Annotated in this window: 17 protein-coding genes and 1 pseudogene; 13 read left to right on the top strand and 5 right to left on the bottom strand. The window is 34.1% G+C overall.

From position 1 onward, the window contains the following. Window positions 1-2 precede the first annotated feature (2 nt). Window positions 3-614, top strand: a complete 612-nt coding sequence (locus tag AC0NJG_RS14425; RefSeq protein ID WP_087952998.1) for a DUF4166 domain-containing protein — start codon at window positions 3-5, stop codon at window positions 612-614. Window positions 615-619: 5 nt separating this feature from the next. Beyond that, a complete protein-coding gene (locus tag AC0NJG_RS14420; RefSeq protein ID WP_474063172.1) occupies window positions 620-2245 on the top strand; it encodes a YndJ family protein in 1626 nt (541 codons plus the stop codon). 28 nt (window positions 2246-2273) lie between these two features. Here the strand turns inward: AC0NJG_RS14420 and AC0NJG_RS14415 are convergent, their stop codons facing one another. After that, on the bottom strand, window positions 2274-2759 hold the full coding sequence (locus AC0NJG_RS14415; protein ID WP_474063171.1) for an NUDIX domain-containing protein: 486 nt from the start codon (window positions 2757-2759) through the stop codon (window positions 2274-2276). 169 nt (window positions 2760-2928) lie between these two features. Here AC0NJG_RS14415 and AC0NJG_RS14410 point away from each other — a divergent pair, with 169 nt between their 5' ends. Beyond that, entirely contained in the window at window positions 2929-4173 is a 1245-nt protein-coding gene (locus AC0NJG_RS14410; RefSeq protein ID WP_087994329.1) for an N-acetylmuramoyl-L-alanine amidase, read from the top strand. A 255-nt stretch (window positions 4174-4428) separates the two neighbouring features. Further along, the gene (locus AC0NJG_RS14405) at window positions 4429-5841 is read left to right on the top strand and encodes an S-layer homology domain-containing protein (RefSeq protein ID WP_087952994.1); all 1413 of its coding nucleotides are present in this window, start codon (window positions 4429-4431) and stop codon (window positions 5839-5841) included. Window positions 5842-5875: 34 nt separating this feature from the next. Here AC0NJG_RS14405 and AC0NJG_RS14400 read toward each other — a convergent pair whose 3' ends face one another. Then, the gene (locus AC0NJG_RS14400) at window positions 5876-6409 is read right to left on the bottom strand and encodes a GNAT family N-acetyltransferase (RefSeq protein ID WP_087994328.1); all 534 of its coding nucleotides are present in this window, start codon (window positions 6407-6409) and stop codon (window positions 5876-5878) included. 130 nt (window positions 6410-6539) lie between these two features. Here AC0NJG_RS14400 and AC0NJG_RS14395 point away from each other — a divergent pair, with 130 nt between their 5' ends. Continuing rightward, on the top strand, window positions 6540-7802 hold the full coding sequence (locus AC0NJG_RS14395) for an MFS transporter (protein ID WP_087952992.1): 1263 nt from the start codon (window positions 6540-6542) through the stop codon (window positions 7800-7802). 28 nt (window positions 7803-7830) lie between these two features. Then, a complete protein-coding gene (locus tag AC0NJG_RS14390; protein WP_087952991.1) occupies window positions 7831-8109 on the top strand; it encodes a hypothetical protein in 279 nt (92 codons plus the stop codon). Window positions 8110-8128: 19 nt separating this feature from the next. On the opposite strand, the gene AC0NJG_RS14385 is transcribed toward AC0NJG_RS14390, so the two are convergent. Next, window positions 8129-8593, bottom strand: a complete 465-nt coding sequence (locus AC0NJG_RS14385) for a hypothetical protein (RefSeq protein ID WP_087952990.1) — start codon at window positions 8591-8593, stop codon at window positions 8129-8131. 90 nt (window positions 8594-8683) lie between these two features. On the opposite strand from AC0NJG_RS14385, the gene AC0NJG_RS14380 reads away from it, so the two are divergent. The 5 genes and pseudogenes from AC0NJG_RS14380 (at window position 8684) to AC0NJG_RS14360 (ending at window position 14056) form a co-directional block, all read left to right on the top strand. Continuing rightward, window positions 8684-8992, top strand: coding sequence for a hypothetical protein (locus AC0NJG_RS14380; RefSeq protein WP_000661601.1), 309 nt, complete (start codon window positions 8684-8686; stop codon window positions 8990-8992). A gap of 271 nt (window positions 8993-9263) precedes the next feature. Beyond that, a complete protein-coding gene (locus tag AC0NJG_RS14375) occupies window positions 9264-10076 on the top strand; it encodes a polyphosphate kinase 2 family protein (RefSeq protein ID WP_087952989.1) in 813 nt (270 codons plus the stop codon). Between the two features lie 176 nt (window positions 10077-10252). Then, window positions 10253-10790, top strand: a pseudogene (locus tag AC0NJG_RS14370) (PadR family transcriptional regulator). Window positions 10791-10826: 36 nt separating this feature from the next. Next, window positions 10827-12575 carry an MFS transporter gene (locus AC0NJG_RS14365; protein WP_087994326.1) on the top strand — a complete coding sequence of 583 codons (1749 nt, stop codon included), beginning with the start codon at window positions 10827-10829 and terminating at the stop codon, window positions 12573-12575. Window positions 12576-12781: 206 nt separating this feature from the next. Further along, a complete protein-coding gene (locus AC0NJG_RS14360; RefSeq protein WP_474063170.1) occupies window positions 12782-14056 on the top strand; it encodes an MFS transporter in 1275 nt (424 codons plus the stop codon). 43 nt (window positions 14057-14099) lie between these two features. On the opposite strand, the gene AC0NJG_RS14355 is transcribed toward AC0NJG_RS14360, so the two are convergent. Continuing rightward, window positions 14100-15083: a beta-ketoacyl-ACP synthase 3 gene (locus AC0NJG_RS14355; RefSeq protein WP_474063169.1), complete on the bottom strand. Its 984-nt coding sequence runs from the start codon at window positions 15081-15083 to the stop codon at window positions 14100-14102. 180 nt (window positions 15084-15263) lie between these two features. Between AC0NJG_RS14355 and AC0NJG_RS14350 the strand changes: the two genes are divergently transcribed. Continuing rightward, entirely contained in the window at window positions 15264-15809 is a 546-nt protein-coding gene (locus tag AC0NJG_RS14350) for a cobalamin biosynthesis protein CbiN (RefSeq protein ID WP_087994323.1), read from the top strand. Window positions 15810-16292: 483 nt separating this feature from the next. Beyond that, window positions 16293-17552 (top strand): GTPase HflX, encoded by a 1260-nt coding sequence (gene hflX / locus AC0NJG_RS14345; protein WP_070805735.1) that lies wholly within the window; start codon window positions 16293-16295, stop codon window positions 17550-17552. A gap of 41 nt (window positions 17553-17593) precedes the next feature. Here the strand turns inward: hflX and AC0NJG_RS14340 are convergent, their stop codons facing one another. Beyond that, complete coding sequence (locus AC0NJG_RS14340) at window positions 17594-19234, bottom strand: peptide ABC transporter substrate-binding protein (RefSeq protein ID WP_474063168.1); 1641 nt, start codon at window positions 19232-19234, stop codon at window positions 17594-17596. Window positions 19235-19310: the final 76 nt, after the last annotated feature.

Genomic DNA, 19310 nt, shown 5'->3' with positions numbered 1-19310 from the left:
GTATGGCTAATATGTATGAAAGACTATTAGGGGATTCTTATAAAAAACTTCATCCGAAATTACAGAAACGTTATGAGATTACAGAAGAAAATAGCTTTATTGGAGAAGGAAAGATGGATGAAATTTACGGTGGTTCTTTTTTCGTAAAATTCATATTAAAAATTGCATCGAAGTTTCGAATGTTTTTCTCTGAGAGAGGTAAGGGAGTGCCATTTACAATACATAATACCGCTGAGCGTGATGAACATGGACATGAACTTGTGCGGTGGAATCGTACTTTTTATTTTCATAATAAGAAAAGATATTTTAACGCCGTTATGCAGTTGGATGAAGGGAATAATGAAATTGTAGATTGTTTTGGTGAACCACACATACTTGTTTCTACATTGAATTTTCATATTGATGAGGTGGGGGCAATGCATATTTCCTCAAAGAAACAATGGTTTTACATGTTTGGAAGGAAAGTTCCGTTACCTAGATTCTTATACGGAGAGGCCAACATTGTAGAAAGTTATGATGAAACACTACAATGCTTTCGAATTCATGTACAAGTACGCAATCCATTAATTGGTTCATTATTTTCATATAAGGGAACATTTGTGGAGAGGAAATAAATAATATGAAAAATATAATAGTTGGACTTGTTTGTTATATTGTTTTTCTAATATGTGATTGGTCAAATATAAACCCAGTGGAAGCAATTATTTTATTATCTATGTTGTTATTTATACCGATGTCATTTAGCATCATTGATAAGAAAACAAGAAATGGATCATATGTATTCTTTTATAAATTTGTATCGTTTTTATATCCAATCGCAGCAATTAGTGCAATGCTAGCTTTCGTAACAAGTCACTATTTCTTTGCGCTATTTTGGTTTGTATATACAGGAATTGTCGCGTTATTTGGAGTGAGTAGATTACTAGAAAGAGGATGGAAACCGTTAGAAGAAACGGCAATCGATAGTGCGTTTATTTATTTGTTTTTAGGTGGTTTCTGGTTTTTTGCCTCAGTAGCAAAGATTTCGATTATGCAGTTTACTTCTGACATTGTTCTACTCACAGCTGCACACTTTCATTATTCGGCGTTTCTATTGCCATTATCAGCTGGTTTAATAGGGCGGAAGAAAGAAAAGAGCAGTAAAGTATATGATGCAATTATGTTTATTATAGTCATTTCACCGATGACAGTTGCGATTGGAATTACATACTCAAGGATATTTGAATTTTTTGCAGTGTTCCTATATTTATGTGCTATTTATGGTTATGGGATTTATGTTTGGCGCACGAAATTTAATGCTATCAGCGCAAAGATTCTCCTGATCATATCGTCTAGTACACTCATGGTAACAATTATGTTTTCACTTATATATTCGTATGGGAATTTGAAACATGTAATGACGATTACAATTGCCCAAATGGTTTGGATTCACGGTGTTGTGAATGGAATTGGAGTAGCGTTACCGGCATTTGTCGGCTGGATGATTGAAAAGAGTGTTCCGAACTATAAATATTACGGGAAACCAATGAGCAGATTAAGAGGAAAGGCGACAGTTGGTGAAGCATTTTTACATAACAGAAATGTAATAGATAGTAAGGAATACAACGGTTTAGTTGATAAAATGAATGATTTTCATAGTGAAGCATTTGACGTGACAAAGATACCTTTAAGCATTATTCGGTTTTATGAAAATACAAAAGAGTATGAGTTACAATCGCATATTAAATGGACTCGTTCGTTCCGCCTGTTTGCATTTTGTTATGAGAAAATGAGTAAGCGTGTAGAACAAATACATTTAGGAATGGGCGGCAAGTGGGAAACAATGCACGGCTCTATCATAGGGGTAATGGATGAGAAGGATGGAAGGGAGAATGTAAGAGCTTGGTTAAGAAAAAATGAAGCAGGAGCATCTATTTTTGTAGCTCTTTACTCCAAACATACGTATAAGAATGAGACATATATGAATATCGCATTACCTCTACCATATTCGAATATGACGGGGATTTTAAAATTACGCAATGATCACGACGATTTAATTATTACTAGTAAGCTGAGAGGAAATGGTAAGGGAGATGAGGGAATCTATTTACATACTCGTTTTTTTACAATCCGTTTACCGTTAGCTGAGACGTTTATTATTAAAGAGGTAAAAGGTCAAATGCTAACAGCTCACCATGAAATGTGGATATTCAGAGTTAAGTTTTTAGAAATTGATTATGAGATTAAGAAAATAGAGGAGAAGTAAGAAAAGCTTGGAGAGATTCCAAGCTTTTTTACGTATGGGTAATGGTCATAGCGACTTGTTTATCTAAGTCTTTGTCCCAAACACGTTGAATTTCAAACGTACCTTTTTCAAAAAATAATGGAAATCTTTCTTTAAAACAATCTTGCATAGGAAGATTTAGTGCTGTATCGATTGGTACCCATAATAATTTGCCTTCAGGAGGATTCGAAAGGAGTTCACCTTCAAATGAATCTGTCCAATAGTTAAATACCATATATCGAACATTTTCTTTCGGATTTACATATTCATCTAATCCCTTAAAGGTTAAAGTTGAAACAAGTAATCCAGTTTCTTCTTTTACTTCTCGTTTAGCAGCTTGAACGATACTTTCTGGAAAATCTACTTTTCCTCCGGGAGCGATGTAACCAGGGAAGCCAAGATGATTGGGGCGCTGTATTAACAATACTTTGTTATTCTGCTGAATCATACACATTGTATACATACGGTGCTCTATATCTTTCCAATTGTAGCTCATATGAATCTCTCCTCTTAATAAAATCTTATAGTTTTTAACTATAGTTATGTATGACAAAAAATACAATAATAATACAAAATTATACAATTTTGATTGACTATTACTAATTTTCAGAACTATAATTAGTCTGTTATATAAATACATCGTACTTGAGAGGGGAATATATTCTATGAAAAATAGAATAATTGCAGCAGGAATAATTGCAGCTAGTATATTATCTTATTCATCTAGTAGTTTCGCGCAAACGAAAAAATTTCCAGATGTCCCAGCTAAACATTGGGCAGAAGACTCTATTTACTATTTAGTAGAGAAAGGTGCAGTTACAGGTAACGAAAAAGGAATGTTTGAGCCAGGAAAAGAAATCACTCGTGCAGAAGCAGCTACAATGATGGCTCAAATCTTAAACTTACCAATCGATAAAAATGCTAAACCATCTTTCGGTGATTCTCAAAACCAATGGTATACCCCATTCATCGCAGCTGTAGAAAAAGCTGGCGTTGTAAAAGGGAAAGGAGCGGGCGTATTCGATCCAACTGGGAAAATTGACCGAGTTTCAATGGCCTCTCTTATTGTAGAAGCTTACAAATTAGATTCTAAAGTAAATGGTACTCCAGCAACTAAATTTAGTGATCTAGAAAAAAGCTGGGGTAAAGCAAAAGCTAACATTCTAGTTGAATTAGGGATTTCTATTGGAACTGGTGACAAATGGGAGCCCGAAAAAATTCTAACTAAAGCAGAGGCAGCTCAATTTATAAAAAAGGCAGATGCTCTTAAAATAGGTAACCCTTTAGTAGAAAAGGTAGTTATTATTGATCCTGGTCATGGAGGATTTGATCCGGGGAATCCAGGGCAAGGCGTAGAGGAAAGTAAAATTGTATTTGATACATCTTTAAGATTACAGAAGTTGTTAGAAAAAAATACACCTTTAAAAGCTTTGTTAACACGTGAAGAAAACGGAAATCCAGGAAGTAACAAAAATGAATCTCTTGCGAATCGAGTAAAATTTGGTCAAGAGAACAATGCAGATATATTTGTAAGCATTCATGCAAATTCTTCTGAAAAACATGATGGTCATGGAACGGAAACATATTATTATAAAAAATCCAAGCGTGGAGAAGAGACACAGATTGAAAAGGATAGTGAAGTATTAGCGAATAAAATTCAAAATAGAGTAGTAGAAGCACTACATACAAGAGATAGGAGGATAAAAGACAATCACTCACTTTATGTAGTAAATAATAATACAGTACCAGCAGTTTTGACAGAGCTTGCCTTTATTGATAATGATATAGATAATGGTAAATTAGCTACTGAATCAGGAAGACAAATTGCTGCTGAGGCAGTTTATGCTGGTATTTTAGATTATTATGAATGGAAAGGTTTCGATGTTGCAAAATATCGTTTAGCTAAATAACAATGTTGATTGCTAAGCCCATCGTCTTTATATAGATGGGCTTTTTATGTAAGTTTATGTAATTTTGTATCGGAATAAAAAGATATATCGTATTATACTAATTATGAATAAAATAATGGTAGATTAGTTTATTTTTATCACGTATACTTTTACTGTTGACTAATTAAGAGTTTGTTAGTTTAATAGGGAAAATTATACGATAAAGGGAGGCAAGTTAACACGGGACAAGCATATAAAAAACGTGTTAAAAAATTTATGAAAAAAGTTATTTCTAATGTGTTAGCAGTGACAGTCGCGCTTCAAGTAGTGATGGCTCCAGCAACTTCGTTTGCATCTACAAAAGAATTTCCAGACGTTCCAAAAAATCATTGGGCACTTGAAGCAATTACTGATTTAACGTCAAAAGGAATTATTGCAGGTTACGATAATGGTAAATTCGGCTTCGGAGATGTTGTAACTCGTGAGCAAGTAGCAGCATTAATGTATCGCGCATTAAAACCAGAAGCAAAAAGTGATTATAAAAATCCATACTCTGATATTAGTGCAGGAACGACAATGTTCCCAAAGGAAATTTTAGCATTAACAGATATGGGGATTTTTGTAGGTGATGATAAAGGAACGTTTAGACCGAAAGAATCATTAACCCGTGCTGAAATGTCTGTTATTTTGCAAAGAGCATTTAAATTAGAAGTAAAAGCACCACATACATTTAATGATATAGATGCATCATATTGGTGGGCAAAAGAAGCAATTAGTGCATTGCAATCTAATGGTGTATCAATAGGGAATGGACTTGGAGGATTTGATCCATCAGGTGTATTAACACGTGAAAGCTATGCACAATTGTTATATAAAGCGATGCAAATTAAAAAGGATGTTCCTGCTGAACAGCCTTCATATATTAATCTAGATGTGACATTACCATCTAACGTAACAGCGCAAGAGATTGATAATTATATTCAAAGATTCCATCCAGATAGCCCGTTAGTTGGAATTGGACAAGACTTTATTAAAGCGCAAAATGAGTATGGTGTGAATGCACTATACTTAGCTGCACATGCAATCTTAGAATCTGGTTACGGTAAATCAGAAATTGCATATCGTAAACATAATTTATTTGGTTTAAGAGCATATGATCGTGATCCATTTGCATATGCAAAATATTTACCGTCATACGGACTAAGTATTTCATATAACGCTGATTATGTAAAAAAGAACTACTTAGAAGATGGTGCAAGATATTTCAAAGGTTACACATTGCCAGCAATGAATGTTATGTATTCAACAGATACAGCATGGGCTGGGAAAATCGCTAATATCATGGAACGCATTAAGCCTTTTAATAAAGCAGATTACCAAAATGCAAAACGACTACCGAAAAACCCTAATACATTAAATGTAGAAGTATTAAGTGAAGCGATTCCTTATACAGATTATGCAAAAGATGCAAAAGCTACTGTCCAATCTGTAGGATCTTACTATCAAGTTCCATTCCCGTTTAACAATCCAATTAAGAGTGTACCAAATGTGACACAAAATGAAGTTGGAAAATTAGAAAATGGTACAAAAGTAAATGTATATCGTGAAGATCCAAATGGCTGGGTAGAATTTTCATTTGAAAATGCGCAAGAAAAATATTGGACATTGAAGAAGAACTTAAAATTATAAATAAAAAGGTGTTTTCATTTATGAAAACACCTTTTTATTTATATTCATCAAGCGATATTCCATAATATGTAATATCCATAGGTTCACCAGATTTTACAACATGTTGATTAAACGTCCCTTCATGTTTCATTCCGATTTTCTCCATAATTCGCCATGAACCAGGATTATTTGTAAAAGCTGCTGCGAATATTTTATTTAAATGTAGCTCGTTGAATCCATAGTGTAGTAGTGCTTTCGCCGCTTCAGTACCAAATCCGTTTCCCCAATAAGGTTTTCCAATCCAATAGGCCAGTTCTCCACGTTTATGGATATGATTTAAATTGAAATTAATCACACCTATTAATTTTTTAGTATTCTTAGCTAATATAGAAAAAATCACAACTTTTTTATCAGTTTCTGCTTGTAGCATATGTGTAATAAAATCTTTTGCAGAGCCTTTTGGGTATGGGTTTGGAATAGATAGGGTTGTTTTAGCAACATCATAATCGCCAGCTAATTTTTCGATTACTAGAGCGTCATATAATTGTAATGAGCGTAGTATGAGTCTTTCTGTCTCAATTGTTTTCATATATTATCTCCTTTATGTTTTTGATAATATTACCATAAATTTGATAATTTCATATATAATTAGATTGAATATTATTAAAAATAAAACATTTTATTGGGAGGATTTAATCCTTCGAAAAGAGGAGAGAGGTATGCAAGGAGAAATACCAACAGAGAAAAAATTAAGTTATATCGGTAAATTGCTATTGCCAGTTAAAGCGTCACCACATTTTAAATTTTTATGGATTGGGCAATTGCTTTCGACTTTAGGTAGTTCGATAACGATGGTTATTTTGCCAGTCGTTGTGTATTCATTAACTGGTTCAACAGTTGTAATGGGAATGACTATGGCAATGTACATGCTTCCTAATATTCTTGCGTTACCGTTTGCTGGATTAGTAGTAGATCGAATGGATCGGGTGAAGGTAATGTTATTTACAGATATAATTCGCTGCGTATTAATGCTATTACTTGCAATACTTATATTTATGGATGTTTTAACAATTCCACTTCTATATGTACTTGTAGCATTATATGGACTTATGGAAGGGATATTTCAGCCAGCATATGCGGCTGTAAGAGCGAAAGTATTTGTACCAGAAATTCGAAATGCAGCTAATGCATTAACGCAAATGAGCAATCAAGGTATACGACTAATTGGACCGGCTCTTGGAGGATTGATCGTTTCAGTTGCATCTGCCGGAATAGGGTTTGGACTAGATGCAGTAACATATTTGTTATCATTTTTTTGTTTATTATTTTTAAGAGAAATAAAGTTTAAAAAAGTAAAACCTATTGAAAAGAAAAAAGTCGATTATAAAAAAGAGTTTATGGAAGGTGTTTTTGTTTTAAAAAGTCATCCGTGGCTATGGATTACAATTTTAGTCTTTTCTTTCATCAATATTTGTTATGCAGGAATTATCGTCGTATTAATCCCATGGTTATTTAATGTTCATCATCATTTTGAAGCATATGTGTATGGATTAGGAATGGCATCCTCTGGTGTTGGAGCTGTAGTTGCTGCGCTAATATTCGGCGGGAGAGAACGGTGGTATAAGCGGGGAATACTTGCCTATGGTGGTGTTTTAATAAGTGGTTGTGCGCTTTTAATAATGCCGTTCATTACTTGGGCACCTGTTTTAATTGTATTAATGGCAATTGAAGGGTTCGGTATGATGATATTTGGACTCATTTGGGAAACGAGTTTACAAGAGCTCGTGCCAGAAGAAGCATTTGGAAGAGTGGCAAGCCTTGATATGTTAGGTTCATTTGCTTTATTGCCACTAGGTTATGTAGCTGTAGGATGGTTAGCTACTGTCATAGGTGGCGAGATAACGATTATAACATTAGCTATTTTAGTACTTGTAACAATTGGAGTAGCATTATGTGTGCCGAGTATTCGAAGATTTGATTGATGATATAAGGGGAGGGGGAACGATTTATATGATTATAGAAGATTTGAAAGATATAGTCGCAAACGAATTGGACAACCAATATACTTTGCAGGAAAAGATCTTTGAAGCAAAAAATTTCACAGTCTATATTGCTACGCATAGAGAAAATAAGCTAGCATATAACCAACTAGTATTAATAAAACATTTTTGTAATGAAAAGCCTTCCGTGCATATTTGGCATAAGAAAATTAGCACCGATGCAACAAAACTGGATATTACAAAAGAAGTGACAGAAGCAATTCAATCTGGTTTTATAAATAAAGAGTAAGCCCTAATCAAATTAGGGCTTACTCTTCATTAAACACAAATGTTTGTTTCATTTGTTTACTCTCATTTATCGGATGGCCGTTGTAAGAAAAGTTCTTTTCTTCCCAAGTAATCACAACTTTAAAATTATGGCTATTAAAGTCTAATGGGAATACGATGTAGTCAAAGCTTGTATGACTTTTGGAAAAATTTTCATTAGGTGTAGTAGGTTTAAAGGTAGCTTTAGAGGTAGGATTGTTATCAAGTATTTCCACGGATACGTTTGATACATCATGACCGATGTTTTTTACGAGTAAACTATATGTATCAAATACACCCTGTTTTGGTTGGATTGCTTGCTTGTTTGAGTTATGAGATTTATCAATTTCGATATACCACTGTTTAGACTTTGATGCAATTGGTAGGGATTGAAATGTGTATGCACTAGCTTGTATTGGTAGTGCTAAACATATAAGCGTAAAGAGAGTTAATATTTTTCGTTTCATTTTTTGAGAGCTCCCATTCTTTAATGAATTTGTTTGTTATTTTCTTCTCTTTTTAAGATAATATACCATGCGGTTTAGGGGGAGGATATATTGAAAGAGCTCGTAAGTATGGGAAGCAGTATTTTTCTACAATTATTATTTTTGTATATATTTATTTCTGGTGTTTTATTAGAACTCAACCCATGGTATGCAGTAGTTGTTTATGTGACTATTGCTATAATAAGTCTTCTTCTGGGGGTATACTCGATGATTTTCTCTATGAAGAGAAGGCCGAATACTCTTTTTCTAACATTACCAGGCGGAATTATAATAACATTATTTTCAATGTTAATCATTGGATTTACAGTATTTGCTTATTTTTTACCAGAAGGAGGTATTCCGCCTGTCATTCGTTTGTAGTATGAGTGAATCGATGGAGTTCCTATTTTTATTGTTAGTCTTTCTAAGTAAGCGACATACATCTTAAAAAAGGAAACTGTGTAGAGATTTTTTTGCATAGTCTCCTTTTTTGTTTTTGTAATTAATAATAGGTGTGCTTAAAGGTATATTGGTGAAGTTAATTTATCGATATAAAAAAAGTAGAGATTGTTTTTCGAAAAAATTTAATTTGAAAAAAATCCCAATGGATATGTTAAAATAACATTGTCATACAACAAGGGGGATTTGTTTTATGGAAAATGTACATCTTGCTAAAGTAGACTTAACGAAAAAAATTGAATCAAAATCTAAGTACAATAGGAAACTCGAAAAATATCAAAGGCGCTTATTGGCGTTGCAGCAAATAGTAAAAGAAGAAAAAATCGCAGTTATACTTGTTATGGAAGGCTGGGATGCGGCTGGAAAAGGCGGAGCGATTAAACGAGTGACAGAGCACCTTGATCCGCGTGGGTTTCAAGTAAATCCAATTGGAGCACCAGCACCTCATGAGAAACGATACCATTACTTGCAACGGTTCTGGCGGAAACTTCCTCAGTACGGGCAAATTACTATTTTTGATCGCTCATGGTACGGCAGGGTATTGGTTGAGCGGGTTGAAGATTTTGCTACAAGGGAAGAGTGGAAGAGAGCGTACGATGAGATCAATGATTTTGAAAAACTACTAACAGATGATCATTATATAATCGGGAAGTTTTTCTATCATATTAGTAAAGATGAACAGTTAAAGAGGTTTAAGGATAGAGAGAACAATCCTTTAAAAAGATGGAAAATTACAGATGAAGATTGGCGTAACCGTGAAAAATGGGACGAGTATGTTGAAGCAATGGAAGAAATGTTTGAAAAAACAAATAAGCCCAATGCAAAATGGCAAATCATCGCGAGCAACGATAAATTATACGCACGTTTGAAAACGTTGAAAGTAATTATTTCGTTAATTGAGGATTATTTTGTAGAGCATGGTATAGAATTGCCTTCTTATTATTATGAAATGAAAGAAGGTAAGGCAGAACACTTTGAAACAAATCAAGATGTAGTTGTAAAATAGTACAAAGTTTGTATATGAAATATAAAGTAGAGATACCTTGTAATTTTGAATAACAAAATTACAAGGTATTTTTTATTTAGAAACATTTTACAATTAATGAAATAAGATATATAATCAATAATCATATTAATATTGTTAATATGATTATTGATTATATAGTGTGTGGGGGTCTTATTGTGAAGGGAAGAGATGTTGTTTTAGGTTTACTAATGGAAAAAGAATTATCTGGTTATGATATTAAAATTGTGTTTGAAGACGTATTTACTCATTTCTTTGATGGAAGTTTTGGAATGATCTATCCAACGTTACGTCAGTTGGAAAAAGAGGGGAAAATAAAAAAAGAAGTTGTTATGCAAGAAGGGAAACCAAATAAGAAAATGTACTTTATTACAGATGAGGGGCGTGAAGAGTTTTATCAATACATGCAAACGGATGTAGAGAAAGATGTTTTACGTTCAGATTTTTTAATGAGGATGTATTTCGGTAATTATACCGATGATCAGGCGATAAAAAAATGGATTAAGGACGAAATTGAAAGGAAAGAAGCATACATTGCGGATCTACGTCTGAAATATGAAAAGTGGAGAGAAGGTATTACTTTTGTTGAGGAAATTTCACTCGATGTAGGTATCGCATCGTATAGTGCTCAAGTTGAGACATTGAAAAGAAAACTAGAACAATTAGAAGCAAAAAAACAATAAAACAGAAGAATGAAAAACACGTTCACAATAAATAAAGGGGTGGATGAATATGGAGCAATCAAAGGGTATTAAGATTGTCCTTTTAATGTGTTTAGGTATATTTCTTTGTATGATTGATACGACAATTATGAATATAGCTTTACCAGCGATACAAACGAGTGTAAATACTTCATTAGAAAAGATGTCTTGGGTATTAAATGTTTATACAATGACAATAGCAGTACTTGCTATTCCACTAGGGCGGATAGCTGATATTTTTGGGAAAGCAAAGATGTATATTGTTGGTTTGATTATTTTTGGTGGCGGGTCAGTGCTGTGTGCTTTTGCTAATACAGGGGATTTTCTTATCTTTTCTCGCTTTATACAAAGTATAGGGGCAGCGATTTTATTTCCAACTAGTATGGTAATTGGTGTATCTGCAATGCCATTAGCTAAGAGGCATGTTGCACTAGCAATTTTAGGTGTAACACAAGGATTGTCAGCTGCAATGGGACCAGTAATAGGTGGAGTTATTACGCAAAATTTTGGTTGGAGATGGGTGTTCTTCGTAAATGTTCCAATTTGTATTCTTGGAATCATTTTATGCTGCACTATGTTAAAAATAAAAAATGAAGAACGTATTATCTCAAAAATAGATTGGGTAGGACTACTATTAAGTAGCTTAGCAATTTTCTCTTTTACTCTCATATTAGTAAAAGGAAATACATGGGGATGGCAAAGTAATATAGCTTTGTCTTGTTATGCACTTAGTACTATTTCTCTTATTCTATTTGTTCTAGTAGAGCGAAAGATTCATAATCCGATGGTGAATTTAAATTTATTTAAAGATCGAATGTTTGTCGGAGCATCTATCGTTGTCATATTAAGTAATGTATTTTTAATTGGAGTTACTGTATTACTTCCAACATTCTTAACGAAAATACAAGGTCGAACGGAAATTGAAGCAGCTTTTTTAGTGACACCTATTTCAGCAATGATATTTTTTGTCTCACCAGCTGCAGCAACTTTAATTAAAAAACTCGGAAAAGTAACTATTATTTTATCAGGCTTTCTTGTTATGGGCTTATCTTATTATTGGTTGCAAATGATTGATGTTAACTCAACAAATATAGAAATTATTATTCCATGTATGATATTGGGTGTTGGGTATGGTTTAGTAGTAGGTCCAATTACAGTTTTAAGTGCTTCTTCGTTTGAAGGGGAATTATTAACTGCTTCTCAAAGTGTTGTGTCAATGTTGCGGCAAGTAGGTATTGTTTTAGCGGTCGCAATATTTGTATCTAACTTAACTCACAACTTAACTGTAAATAAAGAGAATGTATATCGTTATGCAGAAGAAAAGGTGCGTAATATTCATGTGAGTAGTGTCGAGCAAGCTGAGATATTACAAGTAACAAAAGAAAAAATAGAGAATCAAAGTATAGAAACGAATGTGGAAAAGCATCAAAATGAAAAATTTGTAGGGTTAAATAAAGAGAAAAAAGACGAATTAATTCACCAAAAAGTAGATGAAGTATTAAATGCTGTTCCAGTAGAATATCGAGATATAAAAAGAGAAGAAGTTATGAATCAAGTGACAAATGAAGTTGAAAAACAAGAGGAAAGTATAAAGAAAGAAGTACTCGCATTTTCGAATGATGTAAACCATTATGCTAAGAATCAGATGGCTATGAGTTTTACAGATTTATATAAAGCAAGTGTGCCAATTATTTTAATTTGTGCTTTAGTAAGTTTGTTATTTTGGGAAAGAAAGACTTTGAGTAAAAAGAGAAGGGGGAGAGTGGTAGAGGGAGCATAAAAAAACAGGCTAATAGTAGTCTGTTTTTTTATTGTGTTCTCCTTGCATATTGTGAATAGTAATATTTTTAATATAGCATGGGAGAAGATGAATTCGGTTAGAGAGTTTTTTAGAATGAAAGAGAAGGATGGAAAATGCCATTGAATATGTAACGTTAAACATAGTACATTAACAAGAGGGTTTCATTTCAAAGGGAGGATGAGGAATTGTTAGATAGGGCGGGAGCTTTAAAAAGTAATCGAATGTATACAGAAGAAGAACAACAAAAATTATACAAAAGAACATTAATAATCGTAAGTATTTCACAAATGTTCGGCGGAGCTGGGTTAGCTGCTGGCATTACAGTAGGTGCACTTCTTGCGCAGCAAATGCTTGGGACAGATGCATTTGCAGGTTTACCGGCTGCTATGTTTACAATGGGATCGGCGATAGCGGCTTTCTTTGTCGGGAAGTTATCGCAAAAACATGGTCGTCGCATAGGACTTGCAGCAGGTTTTATAGTAGGTGGACTAGGGGCTATTGGAGTTGTATTGGCTGCAATAACAAATAGTATTATTTTTTTACTAGTTTCTTTACTCATTTACGGTGCAGGTACAGCTACGAATTTACAAGCTCGTTATGCAGGTACAGATCTAGCAGATAAGAAGCAAAGAGCAACTGCCATTAGTATTACGATGGTAATGACGACTTTTGGTGCAGTCGCAGGTCCAAATTTAGTAGGTGTAATGGGAAGGTTTGCTCATTCAATTGGAATTCCTGAACTTGCTGGCCCATTCATATTATCAGCGGCAGCGTTTATACTGGTGGGTCTTGTCCTTTTTGTTATGCTACGTCCAGATCCGTTACTTATTGCTAATATGATAGAAACATATAAACAAGAGCATACATATAAAGGGAAACCAATAACAGAAGAGGCAATAGAAAACAAGCGAGGTATTACTGTTGGAGCTATCATAATGATACTTACACAAATCGTGATGGTTGCAATTATGACAATGACGCCAGTTCATATGGGACACCATGGTCATGCTTTAAGTGCAGTAGGTCTTGTAATTGGTTTTCATGTAGGTGCAATGTATCTTCCATCTCTCGTTACAGGAATGTTAATTGATAAAATTGGCAGAACTACGATGAGTATAGCTGGTGGAGTAATCTTATTAGCAGCAGGTGTCATAGCTGCGATAGCGCCAAGTGATTCTTTAATACTATTAATCGTTGCTTTGTCTTTACTTGGATTAGGGTGGAACCTCGGTTTAATCAGTGGTACTGCTCAAATTGTTGATGCAACTATACCTTCCACACGTGCAAAAACACAAGGGAAGATAGATGTGTTTATTGCGTTAGCTGGAGCTTCTGGTGGAGCGATGTCAGGAATGGTAGTAGCGAATTCAAGTTATGCGGCATTGTCATTAGCTGGAGGAGTGTTAGCTTTCATGCTGATTCCTGTTGTGATATGGTCTCAAAAAGGAGAAAGAAATTAAAGAAGAGGTTCTAGTTATTGACTAGAATCTCTTTTTCATGCATTTAACTTAAATCCCACTCCACAATAAGGCCTAAATGTGTAAGACCACCACCAAATCCGTACAGTAAAAGTGTGTCTCCGTTATTTAATTTCCCTTCTTTTCTAGCTAAATCTAGAGCGAGTGGAATAGAGACAGAAGATGTATTCCCCATATATTCCACGCTCGTTAATGTTTTTTGTATTGGAATTTGAGATTTTTCACAAATAGATTCAATCATGCGTAAGTTAGCGCTATGAGGAATGAACCAGTCTATATCATCTTTTTGCATATTTGCGGTATGTAATAGTTCTTTTATACCTGCTGGTACTGTGCGTGTTGCCCATTTATATACTTCTCTCCCATTTTGAACGATTTTTTCATTTGTTTGCAGCGGTGTGTCATTCATAGTAGTAGATAAATTTGTTCTGTATAGATGAATACCGCCGTGCCCATTTGTGCCCATATGAGCAGCAATAAAGCTCGGTTTGTTTTCATCTCTTTCTAATAAAATAGCGCCAGCACCATCGCCAAATAAAATGCAAGTCGTTCTATCGGTGTAATCAGCAACTTTAGATAATGTCTCTGTTGCTACGACAAGTACTTTTTCGTGTGATCCAGAAGTGATTAAGCTATTACCAACGTGCAGGCCATATGTGAAACCAGCGCAAGTGGCATTTAAATCAAATACCATTGTATGAGGTATGTTGAAGTATTGTTGTATTTGGCAAGCAACACTAGGGAAAACGTAATCAGCAGTAGTAGTAGCGACAATGACACAGTCAACATCTTCTAAGTTTTTCTTATATGTTGTACATAAATTTTCAATTGCTTTAATGGCTAAGTTTGAGGAGTATTCATCTTCGCTAGCTATTCTTCTTTCCTTCATTCCTGTTCTTTGTACAATCCATTCGTCATTCGTATCAATCATTTTTTCTAAATCGTTATTAGAGAGTATTTGATTGGGAACATGAGTACCAATTGCAGTAATACGGGATTTAGAATTCATAGGAACAGCTCCTAACTATATTTTATAACCTGATACTAATATCAGATTATAAAATTGTCAATAACGATTTTTGTTGTATTGAAACGATAATGCTTAATGTACTATGAAGGAATTTGGTGAGTGTTGTAAAAATAATATACGAGAAGTTTTTAAAATTGATAATGAAGTGAGTTGAGCTCCTTGAAAACAGTTTTACGCATGTTGCCTGTTGTCATTATTTGTAGCTTTATTCTTATTATTTTTTCAGAGAAATCTTATGCTTGTGATTGTATTAACGTATCAGCAGAAGAGGCCTTTCAAAAAAACGATGTAGTGTTTGAGGGAAAAGTAATTGAGGTTGGAAGGAAAGAAGGGGTTGTAATTGAAGTATTATTTGAAGTGAAGAAAATTTGGAAAGGGACAAATTCTTCGCAAATTATTGTATATACAAATGGTGGTGATTGTGTATTTCACTTTGTGGAAGGAGGAGAGTACTTAGTATATTCTTCTCAAAGAGGGTCTGAAAAACAATTACACACAAATGGTTGTAGTAGAACGAAGAGATTAGATGAGGCAGGGGCGGACAAAGTGGCTTTAAGTCAAATTGCAAAAGAGTCTGTTCCAACGAAGGAAGTGGATTTAAAAGGGGAGATGGTGAGCGGTTTCAGTAGGTGGCAAGTTGCTATCATTTCCATTTGTCTATTATTAATCATTGTTTTTGTTGTGAGAAGAACACGCAAAAAATGACGATTAAAGTAAAAATACAAAGATTTTCTTTCTGTTTCTATAGGTGGTTTAATCTTGTGAAAGCGAATTACTTATGCTACACTTTATGTAACTTAAAATGAACGGAGGGGCTTCCTTTGATCTTAATCAGATTACGTCTCAATACTTTGTGCCAATAATTGAATAGCGCTCAAAGGCTCTGTCTGTGTACAGAGTGAACGGGATTGGTCTGCCTATTTTAAAGGAACCCTTTACTAAGCTTATATGTGAAAAAGAGGGAGGGACGAATACGCCCTCTTTTTGTTTTGCCTTTATAAATAGAATGGGATCGTATAGGTGAACACTTATTGTGGATACGTATATGATTTTGGGACTTTTTGACTATGAGATAGGATGAAAGCATAGCTTTCTTCTATTTCTTTGGTGAACCCTTATCCGTTTACGAAAACACAGGCAGCGACCTGTGTTTTTTATTTTACGTAATCGAAATGGAGGAATAAATATATGGAAGAATTATTACAAAGAGCAGTTTTAGTTGGAGTAAATTTAGGTAATGAGGATGATTTTGCATATTCGATGGAAGAGCTAATGAATCTTGCAGAAGCTTGTGATGTAGAGGTAATTGGACAAGTGACGCAAAATTTACAACGTGTAAATCCATCCCATTATATTGGAAAAGGAAAGATTGAAGAAGTAGCAGCCTATGTAAATGAAGTAGGTGCGAATATGGTAATCTTTAATGACGAATTATCTCCTTCACAAATTCGAAATTTAGAAGCGGATTTAGATTGTAAAGTAATTGACCGTACCATATTAATTTTAGATATTTTTGCGCAACGTGCGAAAACGAAAGAAGCGCAGCTGCAAGTAGAAGTGGCCCACCTTCAATATATGATGCCTCGTTTAATTGGTCTTCGTGAATCGTTAGGAAGACAGAGCGGCGGAGTTGGTACGAAAAATAAAGGTGTCGGTGAGAAGAAATTAGAGTTGGATCGTCGTAAAATTGAAGAACAAATTTCAGTTTTAAATAAAGATTTAGAAGCTCTTGTTGCGCAGCGTCAAACGCAGCGAAAACAACGTAAGAAAAATGAAATTCCTGTTGTAGCATTAGTAGGTTATACGAACGCAGGAAAATCAACGACGATGAATGCGATGCTTGAAATTTACAATGGTACAGAAGAAAAACAAGTATTTGAAAAAGATATGTTATTCGCGACGTTAGAAACATCGGTGCGAAATATTGATTTACCAGATAACAAATCATTCTTATTAACAGATACAGTTGGATTTGTAAGTAAATTACCGCATCATCTTGTGAAAGCATTCCGTTCAACATTAGAAGAGGTAGCGGAAGCAGACTTACTTATTCATGTTGTAGATTACGCAAATCCAAATTATGAACAGTTAATTGATATTACAAATGAAACGTTAAAGAAAATTGGAGTAGAAAATATCCCAACAATCTATGCTTATAACAAATCAGATATGGTAGATGTTGAAATTCCGAAAGTACAAGAAGACCGTGTTTATTTATCAGCGAAGAAACACGTTGGAATTGAAGAACTTGTAAAAATGATTCGCTCACACATCTATAAAGAGTATACGAAGTGTGAAATGTTAATTCCATATGATCAAGGACAGGTAGTTTCTTATTTCAATAATCATGCGCACGTTCTATCTACGAGTTATGAAAACGAAGGTACGAAACTAGAAGTAGAATGTAAGACGAGCGATTACGAAAAGTATAAGCGTTTTGCAATTTAATAAAAAAGGCGATCCTAATATGTTTTAGGATCGCCTTTTTCTTATTCTATAATAGAGGCCCACTTATAAGAATAAATTCCTGCAAATGGACGAACAACAACACCTTTTACTGTTGGACGTTCTAAATATACAAGTCCTGATTGGAAGATTGGAGCGATAGCTGCATCATCTTCAAGTAAGATTTTCTCAGCATCTTGGAACGCTTTCCAACGTGCTGGTAAGTCAGTTACTAAAGTAGAGCTCGTTTTTTCAATTAATTCGTCGTATTGTTTGTTTGAATAACTCATCTTATTAAATGGTCCGTCTGTGACAAACATATTTAAAAATGTTGTAGGATCAGGATAATCTGGTCCCCAAGTAGAAAGTGAAATTTCAAAATCACCATTTCCTTCACGATCTAAAAATGCCTTTACTGGAAGTGGTTGTAATGTAATTTTTAATCCAGGTAAGTTTTTCTCTAGTTCACCTTTTAAAAACTCACTAATTTTTTTATCGTTAGATTCATCAGTTGTTATAATTGAAAGAGAAGCGTTTTGTAAATTTGTTTCTTTTTTCGCAGTTTCCCATAGTGTTTTAGCTTCTTTCACATTTGTTTCTACTTTTACATTACTTGTACTGCGAAAATCTTTATTGTCAGGTCCTTTTACGAATCCTTTTGGAACGAATGCATTCGCAGGTATAGAACCATTGTTTAAAATCGTTGTTGCGATTCCTTGTTTATCAAAAGCAAGAGAAATAGCTTTACGAGCATTTTTGTTTGCTAATAAAGTATTCTTTTGACTAAATCGGAAAAACGTCACAGAAGGACGTTCCATTTTCTTTAAGCTAGGATCTTTTTGATATTTATCAACAAACTCTGAATTTATCGTAATACGGTCTACTTGTTTGCTTTCAAATAAATTAACAGCTGTTGAAGTATCTTTTACAATATTTACATTAATTTCATTTAATTTCACATTTTTATTATCCCAGTAGTTCGGGTTTTTCGTCATTTTATAACTTGTATCATGTTTCCATTCACTTAATTGGAAAGGTCCGTTATACACTACATTTGCAGCTTCAAGTCCGTAATTTTTCCCTTGTGCTTCTACAACCTTTTTGTTTTGAGGATAAAATGTTGCAAATCCCATTAAACCTAAAAAGTATGGGACAGGGTGTTCTAACTGTACTTCTAATGTTTTATCGTCAATTGCTTTTACACCAAATGAGTCAATTGGCAATTCTTTTTTATTTATTTTTTCTGCGTTTTTAATATCGAACATAATATGTGCGTATTCAGAAGCGGTTTCTGGATTTACGGCACGTTTCCATGCATATTCAAAATCATGAGCAGTTACTGGATCGCCATTTGACCATTTTGAATCGTGTAATGTAAATGTATATGTTTTTCCGTCTTCACTCAGTTTGTATGATTCAGCAGCTGCAGGAACAGGTTTATTGTCAGGACCAGGCATATATAATCCTTCCATTACGTTGTTTAATGCAGCGTAAGAAAATCCATCGGTTGCGATAGATGAATCAAGTGTAGAAATTTCCCCAGCTTCTACAATGTTTAATACTTGTTTTGAAGATGCTTTTTTCTTTTCTCCGGTAGTTGTTGCCTCTTGTTTTTGACCACATGCTGTTAAAAACATAGATAATGTGATTGAGAGTGAAACGATCCCTTTTGTTTTTTTCTTCATATTTGTCAACCTTCCCTTCATCTCTGCCTTAGTATAAAAGAAAATATAGAAAATTTCTATAAATAAATCCGATAAA

The sequence above is a fragment of the Bacillus sp. SSR7 genome (assembly GCF_055902415.1).
Note: the sequence above shows the minus strand (reverse complement) of the source record. Positions and strands in the feature narration are given on the sequence as shown.

What these genes read in the sequence shown, in the direction of transcription:
- AC0NJG_RS14425 (WP_087952998.1), top strand. Translation starts at nt 3, where the DNA reads ATGGCTAATATGTATGAAAGACTATTAGGGGATTCTTATAAAAAACTT.
- AC0NJG_RS14420 (WP_474063172.1), top strand. Translation starts at nt 620, where the DNA reads ATGAAAAATATAATAGTTGGACTTGTTTGTTATATTGTTTTTCTAATA.
- AC0NJG_RS14415 (WP_474063171.1), bottom strand. Translation starts at nt 2,759, where the DNA reads ATGAGCTACAATTGGAAAGATATAGAGCACCGTATGTATACAATGTGT.
- AC0NJG_RS14410 (WP_087994329.1), top strand. Translation starts at nt 2,929, where the DNA reads ATGAAAAATAGAATAATTGCAGCAGGAATAATTGCAGCTAGTATATTA.
- AC0NJG_RS14405 (WP_087952994.1), top strand. Translation starts at nt 4,429, where the DNA reads ATGAAAAAAGTTATTTCTAATGTGTTAGCAGTGACAGTCGCGCTTCAA.
- AC0NJG_RS14400 (WP_087994328.1), bottom strand. Translation starts at nt 6,409, where the DNA reads ATGAAAACAATTGAGACAGAAAGACTCATACTACGCTCATTACAATTA.
- AC0NJG_RS14395 (WP_087952992.1), top strand. Translation starts at nt 6,540, where the DNA reads ATGCAAGGAGAAATACCAACAGAGAAAAAATTAAGTTATATCGGTAAA.
- AC0NJG_RS14390 (WP_087952991.1), top strand. Translation starts at nt 7,831, where the DNA reads ATGATTATAGAAGATTTGAAAGATATAGTCGCAAACGAATTGGACAAC.
- AC0NJG_RS14385 (WP_087952990.1), bottom strand. Translation starts at nt 8,593, where the DNA reads ATGAAACGAAAAATATTAACTCTCTTTACGCTTATATGTTTAGCACTA.
- AC0NJG_RS14375 (WP_087952989.1), top strand. Translation starts at nt 9,264, where the DNA reads ATGGAAAATGTACATCTTGCTAAAGTAGACTTAACGAAAAAAATTGAA.
- AC0NJG_RS14365 (WP_087994326.1), top strand. Translation starts at nt 10,827, where the DNA reads ATGGAGCAATCAAAGGGTATTAAGATTGTCCTTTTAATGTGTTTAGGT.
- AC0NJG_RS14355 (WP_474063169.1), bottom strand. Translation starts at nt 15,083, where the DNA reads ATGAATTCTAAATCCCGTATTACTGCAATTGGTACTCATGTTCCCAAT.
- hflX (WP_070805735.1), top strand. Translation starts at nt 16,293, where the DNA reads ATGGAAGAATTATTACAAAGAGCAGTTTTAGTTGGAGTAAATTTAGGT.
- AC0NJG_RS14340 (WP_474063168.1), bottom strand. Translation starts at nt 19,234, where the DNA reads ATGAAGAAAAAAACAAAAGGGATCGTTTCACTCTCAATCACATTATCT.